This window comes from Thermotoga sp. SG1 (assembly GCF_002865985.1).
Taxonomy (GTDB): Bacteria; Thermotogota; Thermotogae; order Thermotogales; family Thermotogaceae; genus Thermotoga.
In genome coordinates this window covers 19,789-32,819 of record NZ_LNDD01000003.1, presented here as the reverse complement: position 1 = coordinate 32,819, position 13,031 = coordinate 19,789, and the positions used below count along the sequence as shown (strand labels likewise).

The 13,031-nt window shown below is 47.7% G+C and carries 13 protein-coding genes and 5 tRNA genes; 5 read left to right on the top strand and 13 right to left on the bottom strand.

What is annotated here, in order from left to right:
- Positions 1–9: 9 nt before the first annotated feature.
- From AS006_RS03035 to AS006_RS02975, 13 genes are all read right to left on the bottom strand, one after another.
- Positions 10–3,798: a DNA-directed RNA polymerase subunit beta gene (locus AS006_RS03035; protein ID WP_101513313.1), complete on the bottom strand. Its 3,789-nt coding sequence runs from the start codon at positions 3,796–3,798 to the stop codon at positions 10–12.
- 192 nt (positions 3,799–3,990) lie between these two features.
- Positions 3,991–4,374 (bottom strand): 50S ribosomal protein L7/L12, encoded by a 384-nt coding sequence (rplL, locus tag AS006_RS03030; protein WP_101512903.1) that lies wholly within the window; start codon positions 4,372–4,374, stop codon positions 3,991–3,993.
- A 16-nt stretch (positions 4,375–4,390) separates the two neighbouring features.
- Positions 4,391–4,930 (bottom strand): 50S ribosomal protein L10, encoded by a 540-nt coding sequence (gene rplJ, locus AS006_RS03025; protein WP_101512902.1) that lies wholly within the window; start codon positions 4,928–4,930, stop codon positions 4,391–4,393.
- A 140-nt stretch (positions 4,931–5,070) separates the two neighbouring features.
- Positions 5,071–5,772, bottom strand: coding sequence for a 50S ribosomal protein L1 (gene rplA, locus AS006_RS03020; RefSeq protein ID WP_101512901.1), 702 nt, complete (start codon positions 5,770–5,772; stop codon positions 5,071–5,073).
- Between the two features lie 23 nt (positions 5,773–5,795).
- Complete coding sequence (gene rplK, locus AS006_RS03015) at positions 5,796–6,221, bottom strand: 50S ribosomal protein L11 (protein WP_101512900.1); 426 nt, start codon at positions 6,219–6,221, stop codon at positions 5,796–5,798.
- A 51-nt stretch (positions 6,222–6,272) separates the two neighbouring features.
- Positions 6,273–7,334, bottom strand: a complete 1,062-nt coding sequence (gene nusG / locus AS006_RS03010; RefSeq protein ID WP_199167326.1) for a transcription termination/antitermination protein NusG — start codon at positions 7,332–7,334, stop codon at positions 6,273–6,275.
- An 11-nt stretch (positions 7,335–7,345) separates the two neighbouring features.
- A complete protein-coding gene (gene secE, locus AS006_RS03005) occupies positions 7,346–7,543 on the bottom strand; it encodes a preprotein translocase subunit SecE (RefSeq protein WP_101512898.1) in 198 nt (65 codons plus the stop codon).
- Positions 7,544–7,569: 26 nt separating this feature from the next.
- Positions 7,570–7,645, bottom strand: a tRNA-Trp gene (locus AS006_RS03000).
- A 4-nt stretch (positions 7,646–7,649) separates the two neighbouring features.
- Positions 7,650–7,799 (bottom strand): 50S ribosomal protein L33, encoded by a 150-nt coding sequence (rpmG, locus tag AS006_RS02995; protein WP_101512897.1) that lies wholly within the window; start codon positions 7,797–7,799, stop codon positions 7,650–7,652.
- A gap of 27 nt (positions 7,800–7,826) precedes the next feature.
- Positions 7,827–7,913: transfer RNA gene (locus AS006_RS02990), tRNA-Tyr, on the bottom strand.
- A 14-nt stretch (positions 7,914–7,927) separates the two neighbouring features.
- Positions 7,928–8,003: transfer RNA gene (locus tag AS006_RS02985), tRNA-Thr, on the bottom strand.
- Between the two features lie 22 nt (positions 8,004–8,025).
- Positions 8,026–8,098 (bottom strand) — tRNA-Met (locus AS006_RS02980).
- Between the two features lie 116 nt (positions 8,099–8,214).
- Positions 8,215–8,290, bottom strand: a tRNA-Met gene (locus AS006_RS02975).
- Between the two features lie 55 nt (positions 8,291–8,345).
- Between AS006_RS02975 and AS006_RS09495 the strand changes: the two genes are divergently transcribed.
- The 5 genes from AS006_RS09495 to purE all read left to right on the top strand — a co-directional run bounded on the left by AS006_RS09495 (position 8,346) and on the right by purE (position 13,014).
- Positions 8,346–8,498, top strand: coding sequence for a hypothetical protein (locus AS006_RS09495; RefSeq protein WP_015918734.1), 153 nt, complete (start codon positions 8,346–8,348; stop codon positions 8,496–8,498).
- Between the two features lie 63 nt (positions 8,499–8,561).
- Positions 8,562–9,212 (top strand): FAD-dependent thymidylate synthase, encoded by a 651-nt coding sequence (gene thyX / locus AS006_RS02970; protein ID WP_101512896.1) that lies wholly within the window; start codon positions 8,562–8,564, stop codon positions 9,210–9,212.
- Entirely contained in the window at positions 9,209–11,356 is a 2,148-nt protein-coding gene (locus AS006_RS02965) for an outer membrane protein assembly factor (protein ID WP_199167324.1), read from the top strand. Before thyX ends, AS006_RS02965 begins: the two co-directional genes overlap by 4 nt.
- 12 nt (positions 11,357–11,368) lie before the next feature.
- Entirely contained in the window at positions 11,369–12,511 is a 1,143-nt protein-coding gene (gene purK, locus AS006_RS02960; protein ID WP_101512895.1) for a 5-(carboxyamino)imidazole ribonucleotide synthase, read from the top strand.
- Positions 12,499–13,014 carry a 5-(carboxyamino)imidazole ribonucleotide mutase gene (purE, locus tag AS006_RS02955; RefSeq protein ID WP_101512894.1) on the top strand — a complete coding sequence of 172 codons (516 nt, stop codon included), beginning with the start codon at positions 12,499–12,501 and terminating at the stop codon, positions 13,012–13,014. Before purK ends, purE begins: the two co-directional genes overlap by 13 nt.
- Positions 13,015–13,031 lie beyond the last annotated feature (17 nt).

The following is a 13,031-nucleotide window of genomic DNA, read 5'->3' as shown; positions in this document are numbered from 1 at the left end:
CCCTCCCGATCAGTACTTATCGATATCTATCTCGTTACCATTCTCATCGTAGAGCCTCACATCAAGGGCGAGCCCTCTGAGTTCTTTGATGAGAACCCTGAAACTCTCAGGAACACCCGGTTCGGGTATGTTCATGTTTTTGAGTATGGCCTTGTAGGTTTCGTTCCTTCCCTTGATATCATCGGACTTTATCGTGAGCATCTCCGCAAGGGTGTGTGCTGCTCCATATGCCTCCAGAGCCCAGACCTCCATCTCTCCAAGCCTCTGACCACCAAAGTGGGATTTTCCTCCGAGGGGTTGCTGATGGATCAGAGAGTAGGGCCCTGTGGATCTTGCATGTATCTTTTCCTTTGCTATGTGAACGAGTTTCAACATGTACATGTAACCGACCACAACGGGATTGTCGAAGGGCTCTCCTGTTCTTCCGTCTCTGAGAATCACCTTTCCAGTCGGGTTGTTTTCGTCGTCTCCAAGGTGGAGTCCTCTCTTCTTCCTTTCTTCGAACAGTGGTTTCAGAATTTCATCTTCTTTTGCACCTTCGAAAACGGGTGTTGCGAACCACTTGCCCGTCAGTTTTGCAAGCCATCCAAGGTGTGTTTCGAGGATCTGACCAACGTTCATACGGGATGGAATACCAAGCGGGTTCAAAACCATCTGAACCGGTGTCCCATCGGGCAGAAACGGCATGTCTTCCTTTGGAAGAATGTTGGAAACAACTCCCTTGTTTCCGTGACGTCCTGCTAGTTTGTCACCTATGTCCAGAGTTTTTCTGGTTGCCACATAAACCCTGACCAGTTTCAAAACACCGGATCCCAAGTCCGCTATATCGTTCTGATCGTACACGTCCACCCTTATGACTCTTCCTTCAACACCGTGTGGAAGCCTCAGGGAAGTATCTTTGACATCTCGACCCCTCTCTCCAAAGACCGATCTGATGATCTTCTCCTCTGGGGTGGTGTCTCCCTCTCCCTTGGGAGTCACCTTTCCAACTAGAATGGCCTGAGAACCCACCCCGTAGTCACTCACAACGTAGGCTCCCACTCTTATGATTCCGTTCTCGTCGAGATTCTTGAGGAGTTCTTTGCTCACGTTCGGAATGTCTGCAGTGATCTCCTCAGGTCCCAACCTCGTTTCTCTAGCCTGTGTCTCATAGACCTCTATGTGAACAGATGTGAAGACATCCTCTTCGAGGAGTTCCTGGCTGACCAGAATGGCGTCCTCGTAGTTGTAACCTTCCCACGGCATGAAAGCAACGAGTATGTTCCTTCCAAGGGCGAGTTCACCCATATCCGTTGCAGGACCATCGGCTATTGGATCACCCTTTTTGATGAGATCCCCCTCGTTCACAATGGGTTTCTGGTTTATGGTTGTATCCTGGTTGGACCTCACGAACTTCAACAACCTGTACTCGTCCAAAACGGGTTTTCCATCTTCATCGTACATGGGATTTCCGTTTTCGTCGGTTCGATGAATGACGATTTTGGACGCATCCACTTCTTTTACGATCCCATCGTGCCGTGCCAGAACAACATAACCAGAGTTCTTCGCCGCCTCCCATTCCATACCTGTTCCAACGAGTGGTGCTTCCGTTTTCAAAAGGGGAACGGCCTGCCTCTGCATGTTGGAACCCATGAGAGCCCTGCTGGCATCATCGTGTTCGAGGAAGGGTATGAGAGAAGCGGAAACGCTGAACGGTTGCTTCGTGGAAACGTCCATAAGGTCCACTTCTTCTCTGGGAACAAGCCTGATGTCTTCACCCATACGTGCCACAACTCTTTCAGGAACGATGTTACCTTCTTCGTCCACAGGTGTAGTGGCAGGAACTATCTTGTACTCTTCCTCCTCGTTCGCTCTCAGATAGACTATCTCGTCTGTCACCTTACCGTTGACCACTTTTCTGTAAGGTGTCATCAAGAAACCGTATTCGTCCACTTTGGCATATATCGCAAGTGATGTGATGAATCCTATGTTCGCGCCTTCAGGAGTTTCAATGGGACACAACCTTCCGTACTGTGAGTAGTGAACGTTTCTTGCTTCGAAAACTTTCGATTCTCTTCTCAGGCCACCTGGGCCGACTGCTGACACCCTTCTCTTGTGGGTGAGTTCTGAGAGTGGGTTCACCTGGTCCATGAACTGGGAGAGCTGATTCATGGCGAAAAACTGGTTGACCGTTGAAATGATGGACTTGATGTTTATCAAACTCTGTATGGAGACCTTACTCAGAGAATTTATCAGGGTGAGTCTTTCCTGTATGGCCTTTTGCGCTCGAGCAAAGAGTCTTTCAAACTCCCTCTGCACAAGTTCTCCCACCGATCTGACTCGCTTATTTCCGAGATGATCCTTCGTGTCGAAGGGGATCGATGGAAGTTCTTTGTTTATGTTGGAAACGTATCTGATGGCTGCAAAAACACCTATGTCCGAGGTGACATCATAATTCCTTCTGAACGTGGTAATGAGCTTTCTCAGATCGTACGGCGCAGTTTTTCTTTTTGAAAGATATTCCTCTTTGAATATCCTCATCAGACTCTTCAACTCGTAGGAATCTATTTCAAAGTCGTTGATGTATCTTCTTTCGAAGTAATCGAAGAGTATTCTTGAGGCGAGAACAACATCGAGAGGCTTCAGAATGGTGGCTGTTTCGTTGTAGGTTTTCTTCCTGGCCTCTTCTGGATCTTCACCTTCGACCTCTATCAGGTACCGTATGTAAGCGTTCTTCAGCCTTTCGTTCACCTTGTACCTTCCCACTTCCGAGAGATCGTACCTTTCCGAATTGAAAAACAGGTCGTGCAAATATCTTTTCGCAGCGTTGATCCTTGGGAGTTCTTCTGGCCTCAATCTTCTGAAGATCTCAAGGTAGGCGTCCACAACCGTTACTTCGTTCAAACCGTAAACCTTGGTCCTTTCCTCCTCGGTTTCACTTTCCTCGCCGGTGGAAAGAATCTCAAGCATTTTCTCGAACGTGTTCTGAGCGATTGGATGAACTATCTTGATCTGCTCTATGTTGGACGACATCAGAATTCTTTCTGCCAGATCTTTGGTGAGGATATCCCACTTTTCCGCTATTTTTCTGTCACCGTCGTAGATGTCTTCGAGGATGATAGAACCAACGTGTAAAAGGAGACTATCCTCATCGTCCGCATCCAGGAATGTGGGATAGAGTGAAAGAATATCCTCGTCTTTCTCGTATCCTATGGTCTTCAGAAACAGAAAGAGATTGACCTTTTTCCCATCCAAACCAGCGTAAAGAACACCATCGTACGGATCGAGAATAACCTCGAGCCATGCTCCCCGGGAGGGGAGGAAGTATCCACCGTACTCTTCTCTGTCTATGTATTCGGAGGAGAAGTACAGACCTGGAGAGACCACTATTTGATTGACAACGACCCTTTCAGCACCGTTTATTATGAAGGTACCTCTTTCCGTCATGTAGGGAATGTACCCCAGGAACACTTCTTCTTCCTTCATTTCACCGCTTTTCAGGTCTGTGAGCCGAGCAGTTGCGTACACGGGAACGCTGTAGGTCAAACCCTTGGCCTTGCATTCCAGGGGATCAACGGTAGGATCTCCCACTCTTGTGGAAACAAACTCGAGGGCGAATCCCTTGTCGGATCTTTTCAAATCTGAACGGGTCGATTGTGAGTAAATGGGGGAGAACTTTTTGAGAACCTCGAGAAGACCTTCTTCGAGGAACTTCTGGTAGGAGCTTTTCTGAATTTCCACAAGGTCAGGTACTGGTAGGGGTTCATGAGTTTTGCCGAAGGAAACCCTCGTTCTCCTACCACAGGAAATCTCTTTCATTTTCTCACCTCTCATTGTGGAGTAAAAAACCCCCAGGATGTCTTTTCTCCTGGGTTTCAGTTGCTGGAGAAGAGAGAAGCAAGTTGGGCGAGAAGAGACACTCGTACCGCACTTTTTTTATTAAAACACAAAAACCCTGTACCGGCAAGACCCGGTACAGGGTTGCAACATACTTTTTTCACAAACGAAAATTTACTTCAATTCCACCTCAGCACCAGCTTCTTCGAGCTTCTTCTTGATCTCTTCGGCCTCTTCCTTGGAAACACCGCTCTTGATGACGGCATCTGGTGTTCCTGCCTTTTCGACGAGGTCCTTTGCCTCTTTCAAACCAAGACCCGTGATCTCCCTCACAACTTTGATCACCTGAACCTTGTTCTGGCCGAAGCTCTTCAGGATCACATCGAATTCTGTCTTCTCTTCCTGAGCGGCTCCAGCAGTACCTGCCACAGGTGCAGCAGCAACCGCCACGGGAGCAGCCGCCGTCACACCGAATTTGTCCTCCAGCTTTTTAACGAGTTCTGCCAGCTCTGAAACCGTCAGTTTCTCGATAGCTTCAACGATTTCATCAATCGTCATCTCTACACACCTCCACTCATTCAGATTTTTTCTCTTTAACGGCATTGAGCACAAGCACAAGGTTCCTCAGAATTCCACTCAACACGAAGACAAGGCCGGATATCGGCGCCTTCACGCGACCAACGAGCATAGCGTAGAGTTCCTCTTTGGACGGAAGCTTCGCTATCTTCTCCACTTCTTCCGAAGAGAACTTCCTTCCCTCAAGGAAACCACCTTTGAGCTTTGAGAGATCCGCGTTCTTTTCCTTGTAGAAGTTGTAGATGATCCTTACCGCTTCTACTGGATCACCATCGGTGACGTAGAGAACAGCAGTGGGACCCTTGAGAAATTCCTCGTATTCTTCGTACCCAGCTCCTTTCAGTGAAAGGTTGAGAAGTGTGTTTTTTACAACTCTGAATCTGGCACCATTGTTGTACTTCTCCCTCAACCTGGAACGAAGCTCTGTGAGATCCGCTACGGTGAACCCTGCAAAATCTGCGAACAGTGCCAGGGATGATCTCTTGAACATCTCGGTCATCTCTTTTACTATTGCTTCTTTTTGTTGTCTGGTCAGCAACGAGTTCACCTCCCAAAAAAAATTTGTGGACCCCGGAGGGTCCACAAAAAGGCCATACTCTGCCCTTTTGGGACGCCTCCGGCAGGATCTTTAACCCAAAAAGGGACCTGCCATCTACGGCGTCGATCGACTTCTTATACTTACTCCTTCAAAATGCTTTGAAGATCCAATTTTATCCCTGGTCCCATTGTAGAAGCGAGAACTGCTTTCCTTATAAACTGTCCCTTCACTCCCGCCGGTTTCATCTGCATAATCTGCTTGATGGCAGATATGACGTTTTCTTTGATCTTTTCATTGTCGAAACTCCTTTTTCCTACAGGTATATGAACGTTCCCTGTTTTGTCTGTTCTGACCTCGATCCTTCCTTTTTTGAACTCTTTAACAGCCTCCGCCACCTCGTTCGTAACGGTCCCGGATTTTGGCGAAGGCATCAGTCCCCTGGGTCCGAGTATCTTTCCGAGTCTTCCAATCACCCTCATCATGTCTGGAGTTGCTATCGCGACATCAAAATCAAGGAATCCTTCTTTTTCTATCTTCTCCACAAGATCTTCCGCTCCCACGTAATCTGCTCCTGCTTCCTGTGCTTCTTTGGCGTTTTCTCCCTTTGCAAACACGAGAACCCTGACCTCTTTTCCCGTCCCGTGTGGAAGAACGATGGTTCCTCTTATGTGCTGGTCGGGCTTTCTGTAATCTATTCCCGTCTGGATGTGAAGTTCTATCGTTTCATCGAATTTCGCAGTGGCCGTTTTCTTGACGAGCTCCACCGCTTCGTCCAGACCATAGTACTTTGTACGATCCACCAGCTTTTTTGCTTCCAGATATCTTTTGGAGTGCTTCGGCATTACGCCTCCTCCTTTCCGTTACATCAGTCTACCACTTCTATTCCCATACTTTTAGCCGTTCCTTCTATGATCCTCATGGCCGCCTCAAGGTCGTTGGCGTTCAGGTCCGGCATCTTTATTTTTGCGATCTCTTCGATCTGTTTTCTGGTGACTTTACCAACGATTTTTCTCTTCGGCTCAGAAGAACCACTCTCTATGCCCGCGGCTTTCTTCAAGAGGAAAGACGCAGGGGGTGTTTTGATGATGAAGGTGAACGATTTGTCTTCGTACACAGTGATAACGACAGGAAGAATCATTCCTGCCTTGTCCGCTGTTTCTGCGTTGAATCTCTTACAGAACTCCATGATGTTCACACCGTGCTGTCCCAGAGCGGGTCCAACCGGTGGCGCAGGCGTAGCCTTCCCCGCCGGTAACTGCAACTTGATCTGAGCCGCTACTTTCTTCGCCATGTTTCCGAACCTCCTTATGCGTGGTACGGAACTCTCCTCCCACGTTTTCTCTCACTCGATCTTCTCCACTTCGGAGATGTGGAGTACAACGGGCGTTTCTCTTCCAAAGATGGTAACGTTGACCTTCAGTTCCTGTCTTTCCGGATCTATTTCTTTGATAACACCAGCGAAATCTTCGAACGGGCCGCTTATGATTTTCACCGTATCCCCTACTTTGAAGCCCATTTCCACCTTGACAGGCTTCTTTTTCTCTTCGTACTCCTCAAGACCAGCAAGTCTCAGAATAGGTCTTATCTCTTTATCCTTGACGGGAATGGGTTGTCCCCCAGAACTGACAAATCCCATGACGTAAGGCACAGAACGGACAAAGTTGTACGCTTCATCGTTCATGATCATCTCCACGAAAACGTATCCTGGAAAGAGTTTTCTCTTCTTTGTTTTGTAGATCCTGATCTCCTTTCTCGTTGGATAATCGACGACTTCGACCCTTCCAGAAACCTTTGCAAAGAATTTTCTTGCCTCTGCAAGCATTTCTCCTTGTTTCACTTCTTTTCCTTTTTTTATTCTTGTCCTGTCAAAGACATCTTTTGGAATATAGTAAACATCCTGTTCTCCCTCCGCTGTTTGAACGACCACCTTCTTCATGCGTTCTATCTCAACTATCCTTCCATCGAGTTCGCAGATGTACTCTTCGTTCTTTGAGAGAGGTAGTCCCTGTTTGACTTTTGTACCAACTTTCAAACCTGTTTCGATACCGGCCGACTCGAGTATGTAATAGGTTTTTGTGTATTTTTTGTCGATGGTTTCTATCACCATCTTTCTCACGTTTTTCACTTCGATGATTACACCGTTTCGTCTCGCATAGATGGGAGGTTCTTCGGCTATGAGATCTCCCTTGTTCACATCCTTGCCGTTGCTAACGTGCAACCTGGCTTTGGGGGAGAGAATGATCCTTTCAGAAGGGCTGGTAGCATCCAAAACCACTTCTTCAGGAACCACTATCCGGCCAACAAAATTCCTGATACCTGTGGCCTCTATTTTTCTTTCGATGTTTTCCTTAACCTTTTCCTCATACCCTGACATGGTGACTATTATGTACCAATTCTTTTTCATCACTCATCACCTTATCCTATGCCCAGTGCTTTGAAGATGGCGCTAACCACACCAGAGAATATGAAATCCAGCACAAAAAAATAAAGCCCTGTGACTATCAGAATTACGAGAACAACACTGAAAGAAGTCAGGAGTTCCTTTCGGGAGGGCCAAGAAACCTTCTTTGCCTCGGCGATCACTTCTCTGAAGAATCTTCGAAGTTTTTCCACTTTTCATGCCCCCTCAGATCACAAAATGGCAGGGCCGGCAGGACTCGAACCCGCAACCACCGGTTTTGGAGACCGGCGCTCTACCAGTTGAGCTACGGCCCTGCAATTATGCTTTTGTTTCGTTATGAATCGTGTGAGAGTTACATTTCGGACAGTACTTTCTCAGTTCGAGTTTTGCCCTCTTGTCCTTGTTCTTGGTGGTGTAGTAATTTTTGTTTCCACATTTGGAACATTTCAAAGCTACCAGCACTCGCATGTTGTTTCACCCTTTCTCGAAGAAATCTGGTGGTGGGGGGAGGATTTGAACCTCCGAAGGCATTCTGCCAGCGGATTTACAGTCCGCCCCCTTTGGCCACTCGGGCACCCCACCACTGAGAATTCCTTTGGAGCCAGCGGTGGGACTCGAACCCACAACCTACTGATTACAAATCAGTCGCTCTACCAGTTGAGCTACGCTGGCCCTATTTTTTCGAAGACCTTTATGGCGGCGGTGGGACTCGAACCCACGACACGGTGATTATGAATCACCCGCTCTCGCCGCTGAGCTACGCCGCCCAGGACCGTTCAATAATTTTACTATCACACTTCTTTCTTGTCAACCTGGTTCACACTTGAGAATTTTGAAAAGTGTGTTAAAATAATAAGGAGAGCGGTGCTCTCCTTTTTGAATCTGGTGGGCTCGGGAGGATTCGAACCCCCGACCACCCGGTTATGAGCCGGGCGCTCTGCCAGCTGAGCTACGAGCCCATACCGCACTAGATTATATTCTAACACATCCCTCTTGTCAAGGAGTGTGATCAGTATGAAGAAAGATCCTGTCAAAGAAATGCTCGGAAAATACCCGAGGATCCTTGTGATAAAGGCTGCTTTGAAGATCCTGAAAGATGGCAACAAGATTGACAGGGAGCGGATTGAAAAGACCATTGTCAAAATCATGACGAAAAAAGAGGGCTGAGGAAACTCAGCCCTTTTATGATAGTATTTATCAGAGGAACCCTTCAATCGAGGAGGATCAGTCATGAAAATACCCGTTCTCGACAAGGGATTCGTCGAACTGATAGACGTCCTGGGAAACGATCTTTCGGCAGTTCGAGCCGCCAGAGTCTCTTTCAACATGGAACTGAAAGACGAAGAAAAAGACAGGCGCCTTGTTGAATACCTCATGAGACACGGCCACGAGTCCCCCTTCGAACACATCGTCTTCACCTTTCACGTGAAAGCCCCTATATTCGTTGCAAGACAGTGGTTCAGGCATAGAATCGCTTCTTACAACGAATTGAGTGGGAGATACTCGAAGCTCACCTACGAGTTCTACATTCCTCCTCTACAGCGTTTTGGGCAGACCAGAATTGACCCCGAAAAGGTCATCGAGAAAATATCGCACGTAGTGAACGAGTCTTACCAGACTTACATGGAACTGATTGAAGCTGGAGTTCCCAGGGAAGTTGCTAGAATAATACTCCCTCTGAACCTCTACACACGCTTTTACTGGACCGTGAACGCAAGAAGTCTCATGAACTTTCTGAATCTGAGGGCAGATTCACATGCACAGTGGGAAATTCAGCAGTACGCCGTTGCCATAGCAAAGATCTTCAGAGAGAAATGTCCCTGGACGTACGAAGCCTTCATCAAACACGCCTACAAAGGAGATCTCCTGAGGGAGGTATGAGCATGAAAAGAAAAACCATGGTAGTACTGGTTATAGTGTTTCTTGCCGTTTCTTCCATGGCAGTCTACATATCCGATGTGAAATTCGAAGGGCTGAACGTCCTCACCCCGGACTTCATCACCCAGAAAGTCGGGAAACTCTTTGGTGAAGTGACATCGGATGAAATACAGGATTATCTGAAGAAGATCTTCGATCTTGGTTACTTTTCCTCACTCACTCCGTCTCTGGAACCATCGGATGTGGGATACCGGCTCATTGTAACATTGAAAGAAAATCCCACGGTCAGTGACTGGAAGCTCGAGGTGGAAGGACCTGGCCTTGTCGATCGAAAAGAAATCGAAAAAGTCGTGAAGATAGAGAAGGACAAGCCGTTGAACACGAACTCCCTGAGGGAGACTTTCGAGGCGATCAGAAACAGGTACCAGGAAGCAGGGTATTTTCTTGTGGAGATAAACGGAAGTTTCGAGAATGGAACTTACAAAATAGTCGTAAAGGAGTACGCTCTCTGGGACATCGTGTTCAACGGTGAAACGGATGGATTGGACATCGTGTCCATCCTGTCGAAGGCGAAGATAAAGACCCTGAGAGATTACTACGCTTCTTCTCCTCTTGTCAGATTCTTCACGATGAGTAAAAAGGACTTCTATCCTACCCTTTCAGAAATGAACAAACTCATCTCCGTTCTGAACTCCTATCCCTTCTTCTCCCGGGAAACGTCCGTGGATTTCAAGAAGACGACGGTGAAGGATATCGAAGAGAAAAACGTCGTCATCATGGTCGTCAACGTGGTTCAGAGAAGAATATTCGAAGGAGAGAAAAAATTCAAAGAGATCCTCTTCCATGGAAACACGATCTTCACGGATCAGGAACTGCTCCGTGCGTCCGGTCTCTTCCCGAATGAGACCTACACGAATTCTCAGATTCTTCTTGCCATGAACAGGCTGGTGGATTTTTATGAAAGAAACAACTATCCGTACATCTGGATAGAGGCCAGAGTGGAAGATGACAGGCTCGTGTTCGATGTCTATGAAAAGTACGTCCGATCGGTCAAAATAGAAGGGCTAAAGAGAACCAGACCGTACGTGGTGGAGAACCTGATCACCATAAAGGAAGGAGAACCGCTCAACAAAGAAGAGATCATGCTCACGTACTCCTACCTTCAGAACAGCAGGTACTTTGATTCTGTGAACATCTATCCACAACTTTCTCAGAACGCAACTCAAGTCGATGTTGTTGTGGATCTGAAGGAAGCGGAGAAGACAAGAAACTTCATCGGCGGGCTCGGCTGGACCATGCCAAAAGAGGGTGAATGGTGGCAGGGATTCTCTGGAACCGTTCAACTCTCTGCTGTGAACTCTTTCGGGTACGGAGAGTCGTTCTCGATTGACCTAAGCCTTGGATTCATCGAAAGAAGCGTTGAAGGAACGGTCAAACTTCCCATCAAACTCGACGTTCCCATGAATCTAGAACTTGGAGCAGGATACACAAATTACGCCACCTCCAGCGGAACAGACACAGTCAGCCTGAAAGGGATCGTTTCCACCCTTCCGTACAAGGGACACTCCTTTGGAGTCGGCGCGCTCTACGAAAAGGAACTGGTTGAAGACAGCAAAGGAACACTGGCAGCACTCTTCAAATACAGGTACAACACGAAAAACTCGGCCGTTCTTCCAACAGAAGGGTATTATCTTTCGCTCGATCTAACACGTGCAGGTCTCTTCGGACTGGACGACCAGAAATACTGGAAGGGGATTCTGACCGGTGAGGCGTACTACCCGATCTTTGAAAGCCTGTACTGGAGTTTCAAAGGAACGGGGGGGCTGGTATACAACGAGATTGGAACGGAACTTCTTGAAGTGTCCGGGCCTTACACGGTCCGTGGATACGATTACTTTGAAACCGAAAAGATGTTCAAACTCTCTGCCGATCTGAACTGGATTCTTCAGAGAGAGAACGTGCCGGTTGTGACCGGTGTGTTCTTCGACTACGGTGGTATAGAAGAAGATGGAAACATGAAACTTCTCTCCTCTGCCGGTGTGAAACTCGATCTTGTGATTCCTCTTCTTGGAAGTGTAGAGGTTGGAGGTGCTTACAGATTCAACGAAAAGAACTGGCAACTCTACTTCTTTATGGGTGGCTGGTGAGGAGGGAAGTCGATGAAAAAGATCGGCATCATCGGCGGTGGCCAACTCGGAAAGATGATGACCCTGGAAGCAAAGAATATGGGGTTTTATGTGATCGTGCTCGATCCCACTCCGGGGAGCCCCGCTGGCCAGGTTGCAGACGAGCAGATAGTCGCAGGATTTTTCGATTCAGAGAAGATAGAAGAACTGGTGAAAAATTCAGACGTCATCACTTACGATCTTGAACACATAGACGTTCAAACATTGAAAAGACTCTACGATGAAGGCTACAGGATACACCCTTCTCCATACATTCTTGAGATCATACAGGACAAGTTTGCTCAGAAAGAGTTTTTGAGAAAAAAAGGCATCCCCGTTCCCAGATACAAACTGGTGAGGAATTTAGAAAGCGATGTTAGGGACTTTGGTTTTCCCGCTGTTCAAAAGGCAAGAAGAGGAGGATACGACGGAAGAGGTGTGTTCATCATAAAAAACGAAGGAGATCTCGAAAACGCCCTGGGTGGTGAGACCTACCTCGAGGAATTCGTTGAGATAGAAAAGGAACTCGCCGTCATGGTGGCGAGAAACGAAAAGGGAGAGATTGCGTGCTATCCTGTGGTGGAGATGTACTTCGACGAAGATGTGAACATATGTGATACGGTGATAGCACCTGCCAAAATAGATGAGAGAGAGTCAAGGATCGCAAGAGACATCGCTGTGGGTGTCGTGGAAGCCCTTGAAGGTGTTGGAATCTTTGGCATCGAGATGTTCCTCACAAAACAGGGTGAGATCCTCGTCAACGAGATCGCACCACGCCCGCACAACTCCGGCCATTACACCATAGAAGCGTGCGTAACAAGCCAGTTCGAACAGCACATAAGGTCCATTATGAATCTGCCGCTTGGCTCGACAAAACTTCTCGCCCCCGCCGTGATGGTGAACCTGCTCGGCGAAAAGGGTCATTACGGAAAGCCTGCTCTTGTGGGTCTTGAAGAGGCTCTGGCCATAGAAGGCCTTTCCCTTCACTTCTATGGAAAAAAAGAGACAAGGCCGTACAGGAAGATGGGACACTTCACCGTGGTCGATGACAGCGTGGAAAAGGCCCTCGAGAAGGCACTGAAGGCAAAAAAGATCCTGAGGGTTGTATCAGAGGAGGGAGCGATGTGCCAAAGGTAGGAATCATCATGGGAAGCGATTCTGACCTTCCTGTGATGAAACAGGCAGCGGAGATCCTCGAAGAGTTCGGGATAGACTACGAGGTCACGATCGTTTCCGCCCACAGAACTCCAGATCGCATGTTCGAGTACGCAAAGAGTGCCGAAGAACGCGGTATAGAGATCATCATCGCAGGAGCAGGGGGAGCAGCGCACCTTCCTGGAATGGTGGCAAGCATCACTCACCTTCCCGTGATAGGTGTTCCCGTGAAGACCTCCACACTGAACGGTCTTGACTCTCTTTTATCCATCGTTCAGATGCCGGGGGGAGTTCCCGTTGCCACCGTCGCCATAAACAACGCAAAAAACGCGGGAATACTCGCAGCGTCCATTCTGGGGATCAAGTATCCGGAGATCGCAAAGAAGGTGAAGGAATACAAGGAGAGAATGAAACAAGAAGTTCTGGAAAAGGCAAGAAAACTCGAAGAAATTGGGTACAGAGAGTATCTGGAACAGAAGGACTAATTTGTGATAAAATTAAC

Coding starts and splice junctions, on each gene's coding strand:
- rplA (WP_101512901.1), bottom strand. CDS start 5,772: ATGCCGAAGCACTCCAAAAGATATCTGGAAGCAAAAAAGCTGGTGGAT.
- thyX (WP_101512896.1), top strand. CDS start 8,562: ATGAAAATACCCGTTCTCGACAAGGGATTCGTCGAACTGATAGACGTC.
- rplK (WP_101512900.1), bottom strand. CDS start 6,221: ATGGCGAAGAAAGTAGCGGCTCAGATCAAGTTGCAGTTACCGGCGGGG.
- rpmG (WP_101512897.1), bottom strand. CDS start 7,799: ATGCGAGTGCTGGTAGCTTTGAAATGTTCCAAATGTGGAAACAAAAAT.
- rplL (WP_101512903.1), bottom strand. CDS start 4,374: ATGACGATTGATGAAATCGTTGAAGCTATCGAGAAACTGACGGTTTCA.
- purK (WP_101512895.1), top strand. CDS start 11,369: ATGAAAAAGATCGGCATCATCGGCGGTGGCCAACTCGGAAAGATGATG.
- AS006_RS02965 (WP_199167324.1), top strand. CDS start 9,209: ATGAGCATGAAAAGAAAAACCATGGTAGTACTGGTTATAGTGTTTCTT.
- nusG (WP_199167326.1), bottom strand. CDS start 7,334: ATGAAAAAGAATTGGTACATAATAGTCACCATGTCAGGGTATGAGGAA.
- AS006_RS09495 (WP_015918734.1), top strand. CDS start 8,346: ATGAAGAAAGATCCTGTCAAAGAAATGCTCGGAAAATACCCGAGGATC.
- AS006_RS03035 (WP_101513313.1), bottom strand. CDS start 3,798: ATGAAAGAGATTTCCTGTGGTAGGAGAACGAGGGTTTCCTTCGGCAAA.